Source organism: Actinomadura sp. 7K507, from assembly GCF_004348425.1.
GTDB lineage: Bacteria > Actinomycetota > Actinomycetes > Streptosporangiales > Streptosporangiaceae > Spirillospora.
Map to the genome: position 1 here is coordinate 1 of NZ_SMKK01000185.1, position 19,220 is coordinate 19,220.

At 70.2% G+C, this 19,220-nt stretch carries 18 protein-coding genes and 1 pseudogene; 8 read left to right on the forward strand and 11 right to left on the reverse strand.

Features of this window, described 5'->3' with window-relative positions; all coding sequences use genetic code 11:
- Positions 1-13: 13 nt before the first annotated feature.
- The 6 genes from E1285_RS32310 to E1285_RS32335 form a co-directional block, all read right to left on the reverse strand.
- Positions 14-580, reverse strand: coding sequence for a hypothetical protein (locus tag E1285_RS32310; RefSeq protein ID WP_132158368.1), 567 nt, complete (start codon positions 578-580; stop codon positions 14-16).
- Positions 562-1,164 carry a hypothetical protein gene (locus tag E1285_RS32315; protein WP_132158369.1) on the reverse strand — a complete coding sequence of 201 codons (603 nt, stop codon included), beginning with the start codon at positions 1,162-1,164 and terminating at the stop codon, positions 562-564. The genes E1285_RS32310 and E1285_RS32315 overlap by 19 nt, the downstream gene beginning before the upstream one ends.
- Before the next feature lie 5 nt (positions 1,165-1,169).
- Entirely contained in the window at positions 1,170-3,329 is a 2,160-nt protein-coding gene (locus E1285_RS32320; protein ID WP_132158370.1) for a hypothetical protein, read from the reverse strand.
- A 1-nt stretch (position 3,330) separates the two neighbouring features.
- Positions 3,331-3,561 carry a hypothetical protein gene (locus tag E1285_RS32325; protein WP_132158371.1) on the reverse strand — a complete coding sequence of 77 codons (231 nt, stop codon included), beginning with the start codon at positions 3,559-3,561 and terminating at the stop codon, positions 3,331-3,333.
- Positions 3,562-3,638: 77 nt separating this feature from the next.
- Positions 3,639-3,908, reverse strand: coding sequence for a WXG100 family type VII secretion target (locus tag E1285_RS32330; RefSeq protein ID WP_132158372.1), 270 nt, complete (start codon positions 3,906-3,908; stop codon positions 3,639-3,641).
- 309 nt (positions 3,909-4,217) lie between these two features.
- Positions 4,218-4,760, reverse strand: a complete 543-nt coding sequence (locus E1285_RS32335) for a hypothetical protein (protein ID WP_132158373.1) — start codon at positions 4,758-4,760, stop codon at positions 4,218-4,220.
- A 226-nt stretch (positions 4,761-4,986) separates the two neighbouring features.
- Between E1285_RS32335 and E1285_RS32340 the strand changes: the two genes are divergently transcribed.
- Both E1285_RS32340 and E1285_RS32345 read left to right on the forward strand, forming a co-directional pair.
- Complete coding sequence (locus tag E1285_RS32340; RefSeq protein ID WP_132158374.1) at positions 4,987-6,753, forward strand: biotin carboxylase N-terminal domain-containing protein; 1,767 nt, start codon at positions 4,987-4,989, stop codon at positions 6,751-6,753.
- Positions 6,754-6,889: 136 nt separating this feature from the next.
- On the forward strand, positions 6,890-8,314 hold the full coding sequence (locus E1285_RS32345; protein ID WP_207946979.1) for a hypothetical protein: 1,425 nt from the start codon (positions 6,890-6,892) through the stop codon (positions 8,312-8,314).
- A 72-nt stretch (positions 8,315-8,386) separates the two neighbouring features.
- Here the strand turns inward: E1285_RS32345 and E1285_RS32350 are convergent, their stop codons facing one another.
- Complete coding sequence (locus E1285_RS32350; RefSeq protein ID WP_165966845.1) at positions 8,387-8,989, reverse strand: SPFH domain-containing protein; 603 nt, start codon at positions 8,987-8,989, stop codon at positions 8,387-8,389.
- A 216-nt stretch (positions 8,990-9,205) separates the two neighbouring features.
- Here E1285_RS32350 and E1285_RS32355 point away from each other — a divergent pair, with 216 nt between their 5' ends.
- Positions 9,206-10,282: a sensor histidine kinase gene (locus E1285_RS32355; protein ID WP_132158376.1), complete on the forward strand. Its 1,077-nt coding sequence runs from the start codon at positions 9,206-9,208 to the stop codon at positions 10,280-10,282.
- Positions 10,283-10,375: 93 nt separating this feature from the next.
- Here E1285_RS32355 and E1285_RS32360 read toward each other — a convergent pair whose 3' ends face one another.
- Entirely contained in the window at positions 10,376-11,035 is a 660-nt protein-coding gene (locus tag E1285_RS32360) for a response regulator transcription factor (protein WP_132158377.1), read from the reverse strand.
- 305 nt (positions 11,036-11,340) lie between these two features.
- Between E1285_RS32360 and E1285_RS32365 the strand changes: the two genes are divergently transcribed.
- Positions 11,341-11,811, forward strand: coding sequence for a CBS domain-containing protein (locus tag E1285_RS32365; RefSeq protein WP_132158378.1), 471 nt, complete (start codon positions 11,341-11,343; stop codon positions 11,809-11,811).
- Positions 11,812-12,070: 259 nt separating this feature from the next.
- Positions 12,071-13,351, forward strand: coding sequence for an ArsB/NhaD family transporter (locus E1285_RS32370; RefSeq protein WP_132158379.1), 1,281 nt, complete (start codon positions 12,071-12,073; stop codon positions 13,349-13,351).
- Between the two features lie 51 nt (positions 13,352-13,402).
- Here E1285_RS32370 and E1285_RS32375 read toward each other — a convergent pair whose 3' ends face one another.
- Positions 13,403-14,788: an NAD(P)H-quinone dehydrogenase gene (locus tag E1285_RS32375; RefSeq protein ID WP_132158380.1), complete on the reverse strand. Its 1,386-nt coding sequence runs from the start codon at positions 14,786-14,788 to the stop codon at positions 13,403-13,405.
- 120 nt (positions 14,789-14,908) lie between these two features.
- Between E1285_RS32375 and E1285_RS32380 the strand changes: the two genes are divergently transcribed.
- The 3 genes from E1285_RS32380 to E1285_RS32390 all read left to right on the forward strand — a co-directional run bounded on the left by E1285_RS32380 (position 14,909) and on the right by E1285_RS32390 (position 18,040).
- Positions 14,909-15,361 carry a gamma-glutamylcyclotransferase gene (locus E1285_RS32380; RefSeq protein ID WP_132158381.1) on the forward strand — a complete coding sequence of 151 codons (453 nt, stop codon included), beginning with the start codon at positions 14,909-14,911 and terminating at the stop codon, positions 15,359-15,361.
- Positions 15,362-15,454: 93 nt separating this feature from the next.
- The gene (locus E1285_RS32385) at positions 15,455-16,255 is read left to right on the forward strand and encodes a purine-nucleoside phosphorylase (RefSeq protein ID WP_132158382.1); all 801 of its coding nucleotides are present in this window, start codon (positions 15,455-15,457) and stop codon (positions 16,253-16,255) included.
- Between the two features lie 27 nt (positions 16,256-16,282).
- Positions 16,283-18,040, forward strand: a complete 1,758-nt coding sequence (locus E1285_RS32390; protein ID WP_132158383.1) for a phospho-sugar mutase — start codon at positions 16,283-16,285, stop codon at positions 18,038-18,040.
- Here the strand turns inward: E1285_RS32390 and E1285_RS32395 are convergent.
- Positions 18,033-18,686 carry a PH domain-containing protein gene (locus E1285_RS32395; protein WP_132158384.1) on the reverse strand — a complete coding sequence of 218 codons (654 nt, stop codon included), beginning with the start codon at positions 18,684-18,686 and terminating at the stop codon, positions 18,033-18,035. The genes E1285_RS32390 and E1285_RS32395 overlap by 8 nt on opposite strands.
- Positions 18,687-18,693: 7 nt before the next feature.
- A pseudogene (locus E1285_RS32400) lies at positions 18,694-19,220 on the reverse strand (adenosine deaminase); the annotation flags it as partial.

The window sequence follows — 19,220 nt, forward strand, 5'->3', positions numbered from 1 at the left end:
CCCCACCGACTGATCACCGATCCCGGAAATACCGCTTGTCGATCGTCCCGAAGGAGCGGTCCGCCCACGCACCGAACGAGGGGTCTGTCCACTTCGGCCACCTCGAGATCTTCGTGGTCTTCGAGGGCTTCGCCGACCGCCGCGGATCCGTGGCCGACCAGGAGACGACGAAGAACACCACAGTGAAAGCGCCCGCGATCGTCGGCGCATAGTCGGCGCCATATCCGGTCTTCAACCCGAACCCATCGGACATGAACGCAAAGGTCGTCAGGGCGGTGGCCAGCCCGGCGATCCAAGCCGCCCGCGCGACCGGGCGCGACGCGGCGGCGCTGGCGGCCACCCCCAGAACGAGCGTCACGGTCATCAACGAGGACAGCAGCGCCCCGAACAAGCCAAGCTCCTCCACATAACCGAGCTCCCAGAGAACGTACGACTCATCGTCTTCCACGACCCACGGCGCCGCCGACCATCCGGACAACGCCATCGTCACCGCGAGCCCCCACACCGCACACTGCATACGCCGGTCGAACTCAACAACACTTATTGCGCGTTCTTCGCTCATCATGGCCTCGGCGTGCACTCACGAATTTCCCCGAACCGCTTCTGCGCGATCCGCATGAGGTCGAACATGTCCTGCCTCCTGTCCCGCTTGACGTCCCCCTCCCGCGACACCGACAGGAATTCGATACTGATCCACGGCCGCTTCCCTCCACACCTGAAGAGCGCGAACACCTCATTGGGCAGCACATCGAGCCGATCGGACCGCTCATATGCCGCGAACCCTCTACCCAGCCCGGAAGGGATTCGGCCATGTGATTTATTCGCCCATTTTTTCTGGTGTATCCGCAGGCTCTTCTCTCCTTTCAGGTAAGACCAATTCACGATCAATGGAGCGGTATCCCCCTCTTTAGGGCGGCCCCGGCAGCGTTCAATGTCCGCGTCTCTGTCGCCCGCATAGAGGCCGTCCTGGTCGCTCTCCAGCGGAACGGTCACTCCCGTGATGGCCCGGAAGGTCGAAGCGGGAACCAGATCACAGAGGTAGGGGGCACTGCGGGCCACCGGAGGCGACTTCGGGGGCGGACGCTTCTCCTCCGGACGGACGACATCGCACTCGGGCGCTAAGAAAATCAGGACGACGGTGGCGACACGGAAAGCCCTGCCCATCCGATTCACCGCCGAAGACCCGGATCTACGCTCTTACCATCCGAGCCCTTGAAGTTGCCAGCGGTCTTCTCCTGTCCATTCCGTACCGAATTCTGCACGTCTTCACCGAGGTCGTTGAGTTTCAGTACGCCATTAGCCCATCTTAGAAACTCTCCAAGTTCAGCGGTGCTCATCGATTCGATCGGCCGGATCGTGGGATCCGGCCCCTTTGTGGCAAACGGTTTCCCGGCGAGGCCCGGGCCGTCGAGTCGCCCTTGAGTCGCGAGAGAGGAAACGACCATCTGATTGAATAGACGTTCGACAGATTCCGTCTCGGTCGTCGGGGCCAGGATCGTCTGATCAGGGTTGTCGACCAGCCGCTTCGCCACAGCATCCGTCACCACTCCCGTGACCTCCAGCATGGCAACCTCAAGCGCCTTTCCTCCCGGAACGCGCTCCGCGATGAGCGTGGGCCCCACAGGGAGGACGCCGATACCGAGACCGACGTACTTGCGCATCCGGGCGAGATCCTCGGCGAGCCGAGCCTCTTCGGCCAGTACCGACTGGTGACGGGCCTCCAGCAGGCGGCCGAACATCACTCCCTCGCCCGCGATGGCGTTGGAGAGGTCGCCGTTCTCGGCGACCGTCCGGTCGATAACGATCTTGGCGTGGGCTGTCTGGCCCATGAGCAGTTTCTCGTAGGCGCCAGCGTCGCGGGTCACATCCAGGAGGAGATAGTCGAGGTCTCCGCTGGTCATCCTCGTTGATCCGGGTTCGCCCGTTAAGGCGTCCAGCCGGACGATGTCGTGCAGCTTCTCCATGTGGGCGACCAGGACCGTGGCCATGGCGGGGCGCAGGCCAGAAAGCTCGTCATAGTGCTTGGGACGCGCGATGGCGTCGCCGATCTGGCCGTGTCCCAGCGAGTCGAACGGGCCGCGGTCCGCGGCTACGAGCCTGCCGTTCTTGACCTCGAAGTGCTTGCGGGCGTCGTCGGCGAGGATCTTACCGGCGGCGAAGGCCAGGCGGACCGACTCCTCGTCCTGGCCGGTGGCGGCGGTCTGGAGGGCCTTGCCCAAGGCGGCGCCGTGGTCGGTGGCGGCCCAGACGGCACGGCGGTCGTGGAGGAGGTACGCGAGGGACGAGGTGTAGCTGGGCTCGCGGTCTTTCTGGAACGGGCCCATCGGAGTGTGGCCCAGCAGGGCCTGGGAGCCCTCCTTGCCGGAGAGTGCGGCGGCGTTGAGGAGTGGGGTGAGGAAGTCGGTCTTGCGTTCCGTGGGGTCGACCTTGGTCGTGGTGGGGTCGAGGGCGTTGCCGAGGCCGTTCCTGCTCGCGAGGTCGAGCAGCGGGGCCTCGCCGAGCTGCTTCCGGAGGTCGCTGTCGTAAGCGACCATGTCGTTCCCGACGACGTCGATGAACGTGGCGGAGAAGCGGGTGTCGCCCGCGGCGGTGAGCAGCGTGGACAGGGCCTGGTAGCCGGCGGCGCCGGCCGGGGGTGCGCTCAGCGGCGGGAAGTTCGCGCGCCCGGCGGCGGTGAGCTTCTGTAAGTAGTCGGGGCCAAGGTAGGCCTCGGTGCCGGGGCGGGTGGCGAGGGCCAGGCTCTGGCCGAGTATCGCGAGGATCGCCCGGGTTTCGGCGGCGTGGGCGTCGACCCCGTCGCGGTGCTGGCGGATGTCGCCGCCGAGCCGGCGCGTCAGGTCCATCGGCAGCTCGAGGAGGTCCGTGGGGCCGAGGGCTTCGAGGAGGCCCTTGGCGAACATCGGGGTGACGTCGTCCGCGCGGATGCGTTTCAGGGCCGTCTGGGCGGCGGCGTCACCGGCCGCGGCGCGGTGGAACAGGCCGGCGCTGCGGCGCCCGGCGGCGTAGGCGACCTGGTCGGTGTACCGGTCGGGGAGCTTGAGGTAGTTGCCGTCCGGACGGCAGACGACGAAGGAGAGCTGCTGCCGGTCGAGCTGGTGGGCGAGCTGGTTGCGGCGGCGCAGGTCGGCGGCGGCCTGGTCGGCCCACGCGGCGATGCGCTTGATCTCCATGGCGGGGGCGGTGCTGACCTTGGCGCCGTGGAGCGCCTGCCAGAGCTGGTGGGCGAGTTCGGCGAGCTGCGGGCCGGCGCGGGTCATCTGCTGCGTCATGTGCTCGAACTCGGCGAGCTTCACCCCGCAGGTGCCCGGGTCCAGCCATCCGTCGCCCATGTCATCGCCGGTTCAGTTCGTTCCGGACGAGTTCGAGCGCCTTACGGAGCTCGGCGTGGAGGGCGGCGTCGCTGCGGTCCAGCTCGCGGGCGAACCCGCGGGACGCGGTGCCGCCGACCCAGGCGTGGCCGTCCATGGCCTGGCGGGACGCGGTGAACGTGTGCCAGTGCTGGTCCGACAGGGTCTGTATGCGGCTCAGCGTGAACTGGAGCAGCGCGTTTTCCTCGCTCAACGTTCGTTCTCCGGCGCGGATGGAGCGGGACCCGGCCTCGGGGGGACGGACCGGGGCCCGCGGCTCGTGACGAGGCGTCAGCGGGTGGCGGCCTCGATGTTCTGCTGGGACTTGCGGATGTCCTGGCTGCCCTGCTCCAGGGCGATGGACATCTTGTCGAAGGCGGTCTTGGCCTCCGCCCAGGCGCTGCGGAAGCGGTCGGCGCCGGGACCCCACCAGGCGGCACTGCTGCTCACCGTGCGGCCGTTGAGGTCCTTGATCAAAGCGTCGAGGTTGCGGGAGTGCTTGCTGAAGATGCGGGACAGTTCCTCAAGCTCGCCGAGGTTGGCGCCGCGCTTGTCGCCCATCGTTCCGGCCCTTTCATCGCTGATCGCTGGAACGCTTTCAGGTTCTGCCGAAGAATGGGGCCTTTCCCTCTGCGAGCTTCGTCCGCAGGGCGGGGTGGAAACGGCTCACCACCGGCATCAGCCTACGCCTCGTCCATCACGTCAATCTAGGGTCACACGGCGGATTCCTCGCCGGGGCGGGCCTGCTCGCACCATCTCGGCATGTCCGGTCGCGGCTGCAGAGGGTGCTCCACACGCTTTGTGACCGACATAAATACTGCCCGTCAAGATGTTCTGGGCGACCCGTTTCGGTGCAATTCGATGATCGCGTCAGCGGGCGGGAGAGACGGGGTCGTTCACCGGGCGGGCGTCAGGGTCGAGGACGCGTTCGGCGATCAGGGTGATCTGCTCGCCGCGCGTCCGGAACTCGAACCGGCGCCGGACCGACTGCGTGACCTTGCCGCTGCCGTAGCGGACCACGGTGTTCTCGACCGCCTCCAGCGTGATGCGGTCCCCCTCCCGGACGGCGTGGCCCCCGTCGAGGCTCGTGCGGGCGCCCGTGTAGGCGGGGCCGCCCTCGATGGGGGCGCGGTTCCGGGTCTCCAGCTCGCGGACGGCCCGTTCCTGGGAGCGCGCGAGACGCGGGGAGATCCGGACGCCGTACACCTCGCGGGGCGAGGCGGTGCTGTCACGGTCCTGCTTCTGGACGAGGGCCTGCGAGCGGTGCTGCACCAGCGAGCTCGCGGCGATCGTGAGCTGCCGGGTGACGTCGTCGTCCACGGGAGGGCTCTCCCACCGGACGGTCGACGAGGGAACCAGCAGGCAGGCTGCCAGGACGGCCGTGAGGCCGACCTGGGGCCACGGGCGAACCATGGGCCTCTCCCGCTGATCGGAGCCGAGCAGATCCGTGCCGAAGAGTACACCCGCCTACCCGGCGCGGGCGCGCGAAACGGTTACCGGTGCGCGGTGCCCGCGGCCCGCGGCCGGAGCGGGCTCAGGCCGCCAGGTGCAGGGCGATCGGCGCATAAGGAGGGGCTTACGAAAACCAGGAACGGCCATTATCTAGACTGCGCGTGCGAGGTTGAGGGAGGAGACCCACGTGCGCAAGGTCCTGATCGCCAACCGTGGAGAGATCGCGGTTCGTATAGCCCGTGCCTGCCGTGACGCAGGCCTGGCCAGTGTGGCGGTGTACGCCGAACCCGATCTGGAGGCGCTGCACGTTCGGGTCGCCGACGAGGCGTTCGCCCTGGGTGGGCAGACGGCGGCCGAGAGCTACCTGAACATTGAGAAACTGCTGAAGATCGCCGCCGAGGCCGGTGCGGACGCCGTCCACCCCGGCTACGGGTTCCTGGCGGAGAACGCCGATTTCGCCACGGCCGTGCAGAACGCGGGGCTGACCTGGATCGGTCCCCCGCCCGACGCGATCATCGCCCTGGGCGACAAGGTGCAGGCCCGGCACATCGCGCAGAAGGTCGGCGCGCCGCTGGTCGCCGGCACCAAGGACCCGGTCTCCGGCGCGGACGAGGTCGTCGCGTTCGCCGCGGAGCACGGCCTGCCCATCGCGATCAAGGCCGCGTACGGTGGCGGCGGGCGCGGCCTGAAGGTGGCGCGGACGCTGGACGAGGTCCCCGAGCTGTACGAGTCCGCGGTCCGGGAGGCCGTCGGCGCGTTCGGGCGCGGCGAGTGCTTCGTGGAGCGGTACCTGGACAGGCCGCGGCACGTGGAGACCCAGTGCCTCGCCGACAAGCACGGCAACGTGGTGGTGGTGTCCACCCGTGACTGCTCGCTCCAGCGGCGGCACCAGAAGCTCGTCGAGGAGGCCCCGGCGCCGTACCTGTCGGACGAGCAGGTCGAGCTGCTGTACTCCTCCTCCAAGGCCATCCTGAAGGAGGCCGGGTACGTCGGCGCGGGGACGTGCGAGTTCCTCGTCGGCCAGGACGGGACGATCTCGTTCCTTGAGGTCAACACGCGGCTCCAGGTGGAGCACCCCGTCACCGAGGAGGTCGCCGGTGTCGACCTCGTGCGGGAGATGTTCCGCGTCGCCGACGGCGAGGAGCTCGGCTACGGCGACCCGGAGCTGCGCGGCCACTCGATCGAGTTCCGGCTGAACGCCGAGGACGCCGGACGCGGGTTCCTGCCCGCCGTCGGCACGCTGACGGAGTGGGAGCCGCCGTCCGGCCCCGGCGTCCGGCTGGACTCCGGCTACGGCGCGGGGCAGACGGTCCCGCAGGCGTTCGACTCCCTGATCGCCAAGCTGATCGTGACGGGCGCGACGCGCCGGCAGGCCGTCGAGCGGTCCCGCCGCGCGCTGGCGGAGTTCGCCATCGGCGGGATGCCGACCGTGCTGCCGTTCCACCGGGCGGTCCTGGACGACCCGGCGTTCGTCCCCGAGGACGACGCGGTGCCGTTCTCCGTCCACACCCGGTGGATCGAGACCGAGTTCGACAACCGGATCCCGCCCTACGAGACGCCCGCCGCCGGGGACGAGGACGAGGGCGAGCGGGAGCGCGTGACCGTCGAGGTCGGCGGCCGGCGCATCGAGGTCGTCCTGCCCGCGGGTCTGGGCGCGTCGGCGGGCGGCGCGGCCGGCAACGCCCAGCCCGCCAAGCGGCGCGGCGGCAAGAAGGGCGGCGGCGCCCAGGCGTCCGGCGACTCCCTGGTCAGCCCGATGCAGGGCACCATCGTCAAGATCGTCGTCGAGGACGGCGCGACCGTGGAGGCCGGCGACGCGATCGTGGTCCTGGAGGCGATGAAGATGGAGCAGCCGCTCACCGCCCACAAGGCCGGGACGATCACCGGTCTGGCCGCCGAGATCGGCCAGACCGTCTCCTCCGGCGCCGTCATCTGCGAGATCAAGGACAGCTGAGCGGGTCCGCCCCGTCCGGCAGCGGGCGGGGCGGCCTTCCGGGGGCGCGCCTGGGTACCGGCCCCCACACGGACCCGGTCACAAATCCCTCGCGGGGATGACGCGATTCGGGCATTAACGTGGGCAGACTGGGAGGATGAACACCGAGATCCGGGCCAGCCGGGCGGCACGCCGGGGCGCCGTCTCGGCGATCATCGTCGCCGCCGCTCTGCCGGCGTTCGCCTTCAGCGCCCCCGCACAGGCCGCCACGGCTCAGCCCGCCACAACGCAGACAGTCGCAGCACAGACCACCACCACGCAGGCCGCCACTACGCGGGCGGCAGCGGCACAGGCCGCCGTACCGGCGGCAGCGGCCGCCGACAACGTCGGGCAGATCGCCAACGGCCTCCTCGACTCTCGGCTCTACGTGACGAGCGAGGCCGGGAACGTGCTGTCCCCGGCCGACCAGAACAAGATCGAGACGGCCCTGGGCGGCGCGAGCGACGCCGACATCCGCGCCGTCGTCGTCAGCGACAACGCCACGCAGTCCCAGATCGGGCCGATGCTCCAGGCCGTCGCCAGCCGCGTAGGCGAGGGCGACACCTATGTCGCCGTCACCGCCGACGGCACCCGCATGGCCGGAATCTCCCAGAAGCTGAACAACCAGGAGATGAACCAGCTCATCACGCGGACCAACGGCGTACCGCTGACGGAACGCCTGGTCCAGTTCAGCGACATCGCCGAGAACAAGGTCGACGACAAGGCCCGATCGAGCGCGATCGGCGGGTTCGTGACGCTCGGCGTCCTCATCCTGGTGGTCGCGGTGGCGTCCAGCGCGCTCCTCGTCAGCCGGAAGCGGCAGCGCGTCCGCGCGGAGCAGCAGATGGCCGATCTCAAGAGCGGCGTGGAGGAGGACGTGACGCTCCTCGGCGAGGACATCGCCCACCTGGACCTCAACGTCATGGACAAGGATCTCGATCCCGACACCCGCGGCGACTACGAGCGCGCCATGAACTCCTACGACAGTGCCAAGAAGGCGACCGAACGCGCCAGCGCGCCGCATGAGATGGAGGAGGTCACGACCTCCCTCGAGGACGGCCGCTACTACATGACCGCGACGCGCGCCCGCCTGGCCGGCGAGCCCGTCCCCGAACGGCGTGCGCCCTGCTTCTTCAACCCGCAGCACGGCCCCTCGGTGAAGGACGTCACGTGGGCGCCCCCGGGTGGTGTCGCGCGTTCCGTCCCGGCTTGCGAGGCCGACGCGGAGGCCGTCCTGCACGGCACCGACCCGGACATCCGCATGGTCCCGTCCGGCGGCGTCCGGCGGCCCTACTGGGACGCGGGTCCCGCGTACGGCCCCTACGCCGGCGGCTACTACCGCGGCTACGGCGGGATGGACATGCTCAGCGGCATGATGGTCGGCACCATGCTCGGCTCGATGATGTTCGGCGGGTTCGGCGGCTACGGCGGTGACGCCATGAGCGGATTCGGCGGAGACGGCGGCGACATCGGCGGCGGCTGGGACTTCGGGAGCGGCGACTTCGGCGGCGGCGGAGGCTTCGGCGACTTCGGCGGCTTCTGAGGAATGCGGCCAGGACGCCCGGATGCGGCCCGGATACCCGAATACGGCTCGGATGCGGCGCGCCGCCCCACGTCAGCGGGGGGCGGCGCGCCGCGGGCCGGTGGAGCGGACGCCGTCCGCGCCGCAGCCGCAGAGCGGCAGGTCCGCGCGGACCGGGACCATCGCGTCGGTGATGGAAACGAGGTCGGCGGCCACTCCCCATGGCCGGACCGCCTCGTTGACGCGCCGGACCAGATCGGCGTCGTCCCTGTTCGCCATCAGGGACGGCAGGTCCGCCAGGTCCCGGTCCGCTATCACGTCGCGCAGCGCGACCTCGATGATCGCCTGCGCGGCGGAGGACGGCGAATCCGTGGCGGAGGCGTACGTGACGGGGTCGTCGGCCCCCATCATCGCGAGCGCCTTCACGCGGACGGAGACGCCGTCCCTGGTGGTGGCCCTGAGCCAGATGTCGTACGGCTGCACGCCCGCAGGGACGCGGGCGCCGGTGTCGGCGAACGGCAGCAGGAACCGCAGCCCCGGTCCGCGAACACCGATCGTCCTGCCGAAACGCCGGACGACCAGGTGTTCGGACGCCTCGACCTTCCGGAACCCGGAGAGGACGACCACGGCCACCAGCAGCCCGAGGACGATCAGGGACGCCAAAGGCGCGGTAAGGAAGTCCGATTCCTGCCCCACCGCGACCTCCCTGACGCCACCGGTATGCTCACCCTCCACCATCGGCCGTTCAACGCTGCGTCACCATCGGGTCCAATGCTCATAGACGTGGGTGCGCACCATGCAGACGCCGGGCGCCGGACATGGGTATCGGCCTCCTCTGATCGGGGATGTCACGCATGGACAACGCCAGGCCTTTGCGGTGACGTGGTCCCATGAGCGCGAGTAAGCGGTCCCATGAGCGCGAGTGAGGCCGGGACGGCGGCGGGCACCGGCGCCGGCGGTGGCGACACCGATCCGAAGGCCGGGCGCCGGCGGCGCCTGTTCCGGACCCCCGCCTCGGCACTGTTCTGGCGCATCCTCGGCATCAACGGGCTGATCTTCGTGCTCGGTACCGCGGTCCTGGCCCTGACGCCGGTCAAGGTGTCGTCGCGGATCCTGATGAGCGAGTTCATCGTCCTGTCGATCGGCATCGCGCTGATGGTGGCGGCGAACGCGCTGCTGCTGCGCGTCAGCCTGGCGCCGCTGGACGGCCTCACGACACTGATGGCGCGGCTGCACTCGCTGCGCTCCGGCGACCGGCTCGCGACCACCCCGAACCGTGACCTGTTCCACCTGGTCGACCACTTCAACGCGATGCTCGACCGGCTGGAGGCCGACCGCAGCATCAGTACCGCCGTCGTCCTGGACGCCCAGGAGGCCGAGCGGCGCCGCATCGCCCAGGAGCTGCACGACGAGATCGGGCAGAGCCTCACCGTGGTGCTGCTGGAGCTGAAGTCGGTGGTGAACCGCGCGCCCGAGGAGGTGGCGGAGGAGCTGCGCGGCGTCCAGGAGCTCGTCAGGTCCAGCCTGGACGAGGTGGGCCGGGTGGCCCGCCGGCTCCGTCCCGGCGTCCTGGACGACCTCGGCCTGACCAGCGCGCTCACCTCCCTGGCCGGGGACTTCTCCGCCACGGGAGGGCCGCACGTCACCCGCCGCGTCCAGAACGGCCTGGAGTGCCTCGGCACCGACGCCGAGCTGGTGGTCTACCGGATCGCGCAGGAGGGCCTCACCAACGTGTGGCGGCATTCCGGCGCGAAGAACGCGGAGCTGTCGCTGAAGCAGGACGAGGACGGCCGCGTGGTCCTGCGGGTCGCGGACGACGGCTCGGGCCCGCCGACCGAGCCCGGCTCCGGCATCCGCGGGATGCAGGAGCGCGCGATGCTCATCGGGGCGCAGCTCAGCATCGGCCCGGCCAACGGCGGCGGCACCGAGGTCAGGCTGGTGATCCCGCCATCCGGCTCCCGCCACGCGTTGGGCCGTGCCTCAAAATGACCTCGGCCACGCGCAGGCCGGGTCACGGAACGGGCCGCCAGGCGAGCGCAGCGGGCCTGGACTCCGAACAGCGCGCCCGCATGGACTACCGGACTACGGCTCGACGAGGCCGACGCGGATGGCGTACTTGGTGAGCTCCAGACGGTCGCGCATGCCGAGCTTGGCGAGGATGTTCGCGCGGTGCCGGTCGACGGTCTTGATGCTGATCGTCAGCGTCTCGGCGATCTGCTTGGACGAGTAGCCCTCCGCGACCAGCTTGATGATCTCCTCTTCGCGCGGGGTGAGGAGGTTCTCGGGGCGGTCGCCGTTCCCGTCCCGTCCGAGGTACTCGCGGATCAGCGCGTTGACGGCGCCCGGGTAGAGAAAGGGCTCGCCCCTCATCGCGGCGCGGCAGGCCTGCAGGAGGTCGCGGTCGGCGACGGACTTCAGGACGTACCCGGACGCACCCGCCTTCAGCGCCTCGAACAGGTACTGCTCGTTGTCGTACATGGAAAGGATCAGGGTCCGCACGGTGGGGAAGCGCCGAGCCATCTCCCGTGCGGCCTGCAGCCCCGTCATGCGCGGCATGGCGATGTCCAGGATCGCGAGGTCGATCTCGGTCCCGGCGCAGGCCTCGATCGCCTCCGCCCCGTCGGCGGCCTCGGCGACCACCGTCAGGTCCGATTCGGCGTCCAGGATCAGCCGGAGCCCACGGCGCACCAGCGCGTGATCATCGGCCAGCAGTATCCGGGTGCGAGCCTCCCGAGCGTGCACCGATCACCTCCGGTCTCGCTTCCATGGTAGGCACCCGACAGCCCACCCGAACTGGGCAGACCACAGATACATGGCTCCTCCCGGTCTATATGGGTGCTGTCCCCGATATCGACTCGGGCATCCGCCACAAAGACTGGACACCGTACGCAGAAAGGGGCGGACGCATGGCAAATCGATCGGGCGGCGGACGCGGTCTCCTGCCCACGGCGCCACGGGGAACGTCCTGCGACGGGGCCGTCCCCGCCGTTAGGAGGAGGAACCTATCAGCCAGCGGAACCAGGCTCTCCGGAAGCCGGAAGGAACGCATGCAAGCGCGGGACATCGCCGTACAGGTGCCGACCGTGACGATGGGCGACTCGATCGCGCACGCGATCCAGGTCATGGCGCTCGGACGCCTGCCCGGTCTGATCGTCGTGGACGAGGAGCAGCGCCCCCGGGTCGTCCTGCCGGGGACTCAGGTGCTGAAGCTGGCAGTGCCCGCCGCATATCAGGAGGATCAGGCGTTGACCCGGGCCGTGGACGAGGCCCACGCGGACGTGTTCTGGCAAGAGATCGACGACATGACCGTCGGGGACTCTCTCGGCTCGCACACAGTCCGCCCGCTCAGCGTGAAACCGTCCTCGACATTGCTGGAGATCGCCACGCTCATGGCGCGGCACCGAAGCCCCCTGATCGCTGTGGTCGACGACTCCGGGCTGCTGGCGGGAGCCATCGCCCTGGACCGGCTGCTGTCGGCGATAGCGCTGACCAGGCCGGAGTCGGCTTCGGACACCTGAGGGACGCGCCCGCGGGAGGCACGCGCCCAAAAAGCGCGCGCCGGAGGGGCGCACCACCCGACGGCACACCGCTTAACGCACGACCATCCGGCGCCGTACCCGGCGCCCGGTTTGACGCCAACCCATTTGACGCCAACCCATTTGACGGCACCCCGTCCACCGGCACACCGCTGGACGGCTCACGGCTGGACGGCACACGGCCGGACGGCGCATCGGCTGACGCCGCGACGCTGGAAGGTTCGCTGAAGAGGGTCACGCCATGAGCGCCATACTGGCGCTCGCCATCTTCATCGTGGCGTTCTTCTTCATCGCGACGGAGAAGATCGACAAGGTCAAGGTCGTCCTGGTCGCGGCCGGCCTGATGACGGTGCTCGGGCTGACCTCGGGCGGCGAGGTCTTCTTCTCCGAGCACGAGGGGATCGACTGGAACGTCATCTTCCTGCTGCTCGGCATGATGATCGTCGTCGGCGTCATCAAGGGCACCGGGCTGTTCGAGTACCTGGCGATCTGGGCGGCCAAGCGCTCGAAGGGGAGGCCGTACCGGCTGCTGGTGATGCTGATGGCCATCACCGCCGTGGCCTCGCCGTTCCTGGACAACGTCACCACGATCATGCTGGTGGCGCCGGTGACGGTGGTGGTCTGCAACCGGCTGCGCATCCCGGCCCAGCCGTACCTGATCGCCGAGGTGCTGGCGTCCAACATCGGCGGCGCCGCCACCCTGATCGGGGACCCCCCGAACATCATCATCGCCAGCCGCGCGGGGTTGACGTTCAACGACTTCCTCGTGCACATGGCGCCGATCGTGGTGGTCATCTTCGTCACGTTCGTGGTGATGTCGCGGTGGATCTTCCGCAAGTCGTTCACGTACGACGAGCGGTACGTGGAAGAGGTGATGGCCCTGGACGAGCGCAAGGCGATCACCGACCACAAGCTGCTGGCGCGATGCCTGGCCGTGCTCGTCCTGATCATCGTCGGGTTCTCGCTGCACTCGGTGTTCCACATCGAGCCCTCGATCGTGGCCCTCGTGGGCGCGGGCGTGATGCTGCTGGTCACCAAGGTCGAGGTCTCCGACGTCCTCAAGGAGGTCGAGTGGGGCGTCCTGGTGTTCTTCATGGGCCTGTTCGTGATGGTGTCGGGCCTGGGGCACACCGGCGTGATCGAGAGCATCGGCACCTGGGCCGCGGACACGATCGGCGACAACTACTTCGCCGCCGCCACCGCCCTGGTGTTCGGATCCGCCGTGCTGGGCGCGTTCTTCGACAACATCCCCTACACGGCGACGATGGCGCCGATCGTCGAGGGGATGGCCGCCGGGGCCGACCCGCACACCGCGGACGCGCTGTGGTGGTCGTTCGCGCTGGGCGCCGACTTCGGCGGGAACGGGACGGCCGTCGCCGCGAGCGCCAACGTCGTCGCGATCGGCATCGCCGCCAGGACCGGTCACCCGATCAGTTTCTGGCAGTTCACCCGCTACGGGATCGGCATCACGATCGTGAGCACGATCATGGCGTGGGTTTACGTGGCACTCCGCTACTTCTAGCGGCCCGCCTGTTCAAGTGACCCGTCCGTTCGAGATGGCCGGGCGCGCCCGTCAGTAGGCGTGCTCGGTCATCAGGCGTCGGGAGGCCTCGGTGATGCTGCCCGACAGGGACGGGTAGACCGCGAACGTCTGGGCCACCTGGTTGACGGTGAGGTGCTGCTGGACGGCGATGGACACGCCCAGGATCAGCTCACTCGCCCGCGGCGCGACGATGACGCCGCCGAGGATGATCCCCGTGGACGGGCGGCAGAACAGCTTCACGAAACCGTCCTCGAAGCCCTGCATCTTGGCGCGGGCGTTGGTGAACAGCGGCAGCATCACCGTACGGGCGTTGACGTCCCCCGAGTCGACCATGTGCTGTGTCACGCCGACCGACGCGACCTCCGGGTCGGTGAAGATGTTGGACGCGACCCAGCCGAGCTTCAGCGGCTGCACCGCCTCCCCCAGCGCGTGCCACATGGCGATGCGTCCCTGCATGCCGGCGACGGACGCGAGCATCAGGATGCCGGTGCAGTCACCGGAGGCGTAGATGTTGGGGACGGACGTCCGCGACACCTTGTCGACCTCCACGAAGCCGCGCTCGTCGCAGCGGACGCCGACGTCCTCCAGGCCGATGCCCGTGGTGTTGGGCACCATCCCGACGGTCATCAGGCAGTGCGTGCCCTCGACCTTCGTCCCGTCCTCCAGCGTGACGATCACGCCGTTCCCGGACCGCTCCACGCCCGCGGCCCTGGACCGCGACATGACGTTCATCCCGCGCCGCAGGAAGACCTCCTGCAGGACGGCCGCGGCGTCGGCGTCCTCGGTCGGCAGGATCCGGTCGCGCGACGACACCAGCGTGACCTTCGACCCCAGCGCCATGTAGGCCCCGGCCAGCTCGGCGCCCGTCACGCCGGAGCCGACGACGATCAGGTCATCGGGCAGTTCCGGCAGGTCGTAGAGCTGGCGCCAGTCCAGGATGCGCTCGCCGTCCGGCTCGGCGCCCGGCAGCACGCGCGGGGTCGCGCCGGTCGCGACGAGCACGATGTCGGCCCGGATGCGCCGGTCGCCGACCGCGACGACATGCGGCTCCACCAGCCGCGCCTCACCGCGGACGATCTTGACTTCCTCGTAGGCGAGCCGTTCGGCGACGTCGAACGACTGGGCCCGCGCGAGGTCCTTCACGCGCGTGTTGACGGTGGCCATGTCGGCCTCCAGGGCCCCGACGATCCCGTCCGGGCCGCCGTTGAAGCGCAGGCCGAGGCCCGCCGACTCCGACATGACCGCCCGGCGGGTCGAGGTGGCGATGAGCGTCTTGGAGGGCACGCAGTCGGTGAGCACGCAGGCGCCGCCCGGACCGTCCCGTTCGATGACGGTCACGTCGGCGCCGAGCTGCGCCGCGACGAGCGCGGCCTCGTAACCGCCCGGGCCTCCTCCGATGATCACGATGCGGGTCACATGTTCCATTCTTTCCTACTCCGGGCGGTGAAATGTCCGGCCCCGGGCCCCGGATACGCGCGGGCCGCAATGCGCGCTTCGCTCCGGTCGCGGGGTGCGGGTGAGTTAGCCTTGGCCAACGTGGCACTGTACGCGGCGTACGCCTCCAACATGGATCCCGATCAGATGGCGAGCCGGGCTCCGCATTCGCCCATGCGCGGCACCGGCTGGCTTGCCGGGTGGCGCCTGACCTTCGGCGGGCAGGACAAGTACTGGGACGGGGCCCTCGCGACGGTCGTCGAGGACGGTTCCGAGCAGGTCTTCGTCGTCATGTACGACGTTCCCGGCTGGGACGAGAAGGAACTCGACGCCTGGGAGGGCGCGGCGCTCGACGTCTACCGCAAGATCAGGGTCCGGGTGCAGACGCTCGACGGCGACGCGCTGTGCTGGCTGTACGTCCTGGACGACTACGAGGGCGGACTCCCGTCCGCGCGCTACCTCGGCATCGTGGCGGACGCGGCGGAGAAGGCCGGCGCGCCCGACGACTACGTCAAGGACCTGCGCACCCGCCCTTGCAAATCGCTGGGCGACTGAGCCTCGGCACCAGTGAGCCCCCGCACCGGTGAGCCTCCGCACCAGTGAGCCTCCGCACCGGGGCGCGGCGATCACGCCTGTAGTGTCGGCTATGTGAGCAACGACGCTTTTGCACTGGCGAGGGGCGCCGCGGACGAGCTGCGCGCCCGCACGTCCTTCGACGCCTTCGACGTCGCCCTCGTGATGGGTTCGGGCTGGGTTCCGGCGGCCGACGCGCTCGGCGAGCCCGCCGCCGACCTGCCGGTGACGGACCTGCCGGGGTTCGCGCCCCCCGCCGTCGAAGGCCACGCGGGACGCGTCCGGGCCGTGGAGATCGGCGGGCACCGCGCCCTGGTGTTCCTGGGGCGGACGCACCTGTACGAGGGACGCGGCGTCGACGCGGTCGTCCACCCCGTCCGGACGGCGCTGGCCGCCGGTGTGAAGACGATGGTCCTGACGAACGCGGCGGGCGGGCTGCGGCCCGAGCACCAGAAGGTCGGCGACCCGGTGCTGATCTCCGACCACCTGAACCTGACGGGCGCGAACCCGCTGACCGGCGCGACGTTCCTCGACCTGACCGAGGCGTACTCGGCGCGGCTGCGGGACCTCGCCAGGGAGGTCGACCCGGCGCTGCCGGAGGGCGTGTACGCGGCGTTCCGCGGCCCGACCTACGAGACGCCCGCCGAGATCCGGATGCTGCGGACGCTGGGCGCCGACATGATCGGGATGTCGACCGTCCTGGAGACGATCGCGGCCCGGCGCGGCGGCGCGGATGTCCTCGGCATCTCCCTGGTCACCAACATCGCCGCCGGGCTGTCGGACGAGAAACTGGACCACGAGGAGGTCCTCGCCGCCGGGCGCGCGTCGGCCGGCCGCATGGGCGGCCTCCTCGCTACCCTCCTGACCAAGTTCTGACGCGGCGGCCGTGGAGAAGACCGAGCCATGAGCGAAGCGAACCGGGAGGCGTGGGGCCGCCCCCCGCAGGAACCAGGCAGGAGTGATCTTCGGGCGTGGGCCGGGGAGTGGCTGGCGCAGGATCCCGATCCGGAGACCCGTGCCGAGCTCCGGGCGATCCTGGACGAGGGCGACGACCAGGCCCTCGCCGACAGGTTCGGCGCGCGGCTGGAGTTCGGGACGGCCGGGCTGCGCGGTGAGCTGGGCGCCGGGCCGAACCGGATGAACCGGGTGACGGTGATGCGCGCCGCCGCCGGGCTCGCCGCCCGCCTCCCCCGGGGCGGCCGGGTGATCATCGGATTCGACGCGCGGCACGGCTCGCGGCGGTTCGCCGACGACACGGCGGCGGTGCTCAGCGGGGCGGGGCTGCGGCCGGAGGTGTTCGCCGATCCGGTCCCGACGCCCGTCCTAGCCCATTTCACCCGGACGTTCGACGACGTCGTGGCCGGTGTCATGGTCACGGCCAGCCACAACCCGCCCCGCGACAACGGCTACAAGGTGTACTGGGCGGACGGGGCGCAGATCGTCCCGCCGCTGGACGCCGAGATCTCCGCCGCGATCGACGCGGTCGGCCGCGTGGACGAGCTGCCGCTCGGCACGGAATGGCCCGTCCACGACGGCGCCGGCCGCTACCTGGACGCGGTGTCGTCGCTGCGGCTCGGCGGTGACGCCGGCAAGGACGTCTCGATCGTCTACACGCCGATGCACGGCGTGGGACGGGACGTGCTGCTCCAGGCGTTCGACCGGGCCGGGTTCGCCGCTCCGGCCGTCGTGCCCGAGCAGGCCGACCCCGATCCGGACTTCCCGACCGTCGCGTTTCCGAACCCGGAGGAACCCGGAGCACTCGACCTGGCCCTCGCTCTCGCCGACGCCCGTGGCGCCGACCTGGTGATCGCCAACGACCCCGACGCGGACCGCTGCGCGGTCGCCGTCCCGGCGGGTGACGGCTGGCGGACGCTGACCGGAGACGAGCTCGGCGGCCTGCTGGCCGAGCACGTCCTGCGGCACACCACCGGCGATGACCGCCTGGTCGTCACCACGATCGTGTCGTCGTCGCTGCTGCGCTCGATCGCGGCGGCGCACGGTGTCCGGTTCGCCGAGTCCCTCACCGGCTTCAAATGGATCATGAAGGCGGGCGGCGCGCCGTCGCCCCACGAGAAGCCCGGCAGGCTCGTGTTCGGGTACGAGGAGGCCCTCGGGTACAGCGTCGGCGACGACCGCGGCGTGCTCGTCAACGACAAGGACGGCATCGGCGCGGCGCTCGCGGTGGCCGCGCTCGCCGCCGGTGCCCGCCGCGAGGGCCGCACGCTGCTCGATCTCCTCGACGAGCAGGCCCGCGAGCACGGCCTGCACGCCACGTCCCAACTCTCGATCCGGGTCCAGGACCGTCCTCCAGCGCCCACCGACCACCATTCAACGGACGAGCCCCGCTCGGACCCCCTGTCGTGGATCACGTCCGCGATGACTCGCCTGCGCACCGATCCTCCGGTGCGACTGGGGGGACGGCCGGTCGAGCGGTTCGACGACCTCTCCAACGGCGTCGATGGCCTGCCCCCTACCGACGGTGTGAGGTTCCGCCTGGCCGGAGGGGCACGGGTGGTCATCCGCCCATCGGGGACGGAGCCGAAGCTCAAGTGCTACCTGGAAGTCGTCCTACCCGTCGACGACGACATCGCGGCGGTCCGCGCGCGCGCCGCCACCGAGCTGGACGCCCTCCGCGCCGGCCTCGCCGCGATGCTCAGGTGACGGCACCCACGACGGCGAGCACGATCAGCGCCACCGCCGGGACGGCCAGCGACGCCACCGCCGGGACGGACCACTTCACCGTCCCCCGGGCCGCCTCCTTCGTCTTCTCGGCCTCCGCCTTGGCCGCGGCGGCCTTGTCCGGCGCCTTCGACCTGGTCTTCGGCCGCCGCCGGTCGAGGATCTCGTTGAGCCGCTGAGCCGTGTACGCGGCCGGTGTCCGTCCCGTGAGATCGATGCCCGGCGTCTTGGCCTGCTCCTTCTTCGCCCGCGCCTCCGCTTTCGCCTGGGCGCGCGGCGACGTCTGGTGCACCCAGGCCCGCGTCTCCAGTTCCGCGCCGTCCGGGCCGGTGAAGCGGACCGTCACCGCGTTCGTGCCCCTGATCGCGCGGACCGCGCCCCACGGGACCCGGACGTCCCGCAGCGGGTTGCGGACCGTGACCGCGTCGTCGTCCCCCACGATCGCGGGCCGCAGCCCGGCCGTGTACGCGATCCCGGAGCCGAGCAGCAGGAGCACGCCGATGGTGAGCGACATCAGCGAGTAGGAGGCGTCGCCGGTGATGCCGAACACCAGGTCGGCGATGTTGAGCGCGGCGAACGTCAGCCACGCCCACGCCGCGACACGCCCGCCGGTGGAACGAATCGTCATGACCCGATCATGCCAGGGGCCGGGCGCCGCTCCACTTGAGCTGCGCGAAACCGGGCTTGATCACCCCGTTGATCAGTTCGAGCCGCTCGTTGAACGGCGCGAACGCCGACTTCATCGCGTTCACCGTGAACCACTGCAGGTCGTCCCACCCGTACCCGAACGCGTCGACGAGGTTCGCGAACTCCCGCGACAGCGTCGTCCCGCTCATCAGCCGGTTGTCGGTGTTCACCGTGACCCGGAAGCTCAGCCGCCGCAGCAGCCCGATCGGATGCTCCGCGATCGACTTCGCCGCGCCCGTCTGGATGTTGGACGTGGGGCACATCTCCAGCGGTATCCGCTTGTCTCGGACATAGTCGGCGAGCCGCCCGAGCCTGGCGTCCTCCCCGTCCACCTCGATGTCGTCGATGATCCGCACGCCGTGCCCGAGCCGGTCGGCGCCGCACCACTGGATCGCCTGCCAGATCGACGGCAGCCCGAACCCCTCGCCCGCGTGGATGGTGAAGTGCGCGTTCTCGCGCTGGAGGTACTCGAAGG

Bases quoted from the DNA above. Each gene is read 5' to 3' on its own strand.
- E1285_RS32315 (WP_132158369.1), bottom strand. From the start codon at position 1,164: ATGGGCAGGGCTTTCCGTGTCGCCACCGTCGTCCTGATTTTCTTAGCG.
- E1285_RS32320 (WP_132158370.1), bottom strand. From the start codon at position 3,329: ATGGGCGACGGATGGCTGGACCCGGGCACCTGCGGGGTGAAGCTCGCC.
- E1285_RS32330 (WP_132158372.1), bottom strand. From the start codon at position 3,908: ATGGGCGACAAGCGCGGCGCCAACCTCGGCGAGCTTGAGGAACTGTCC.
- E1285_RS32335 (WP_132158373.1), bottom strand. From the start codon at position 4,760: ATGGTTCGCCCGTGGCCCCAGGTCGGCCTCACGGCCGTCCTGGCAGCC.
- E1285_RS32345 (WP_207946979.1), top strand. From the start codon at position 6,890: ATGAACACCGAGATCCGGGCCAGCCGGGCGGCACGCCGGGGCGCCGTC.
- E1285_RS32355 (WP_132158376.1), top strand. From the start codon at position 9,206: ATGAGCGCGAGTGAGGCCGGGACGGCGGCGGGCACCGGCGCCGGCGGT.
- E1285_RS32365 (WP_132158378.1), top strand. From the start codon at position 11,341: ATGCAAGCGCGGGACATCGCCGTACAGGTGCCGACCGTGACGATGGGC.
- E1285_RS32370 (WP_132158379.1), top strand. From the start codon at position 12,071: ATGAGCGCCATACTGGCGCTCGCCATCTTCATCGTGGCGTTCTTCTTC.
- E1285_RS32390 (WP_132158383.1), top strand. From the start codon at position 16,283: ATGAGCGAAGCGAACCGGGAGGCGTGGGGCCGCCCCCCGCAGGAACCA.
- E1285_RS32395 (WP_132158384.1), bottom strand. From the start codon at position 18,686: ATGACGATTCGTTCCACCGGCGGGCGTGTCGCGGCGTGGGCGTGGCTG.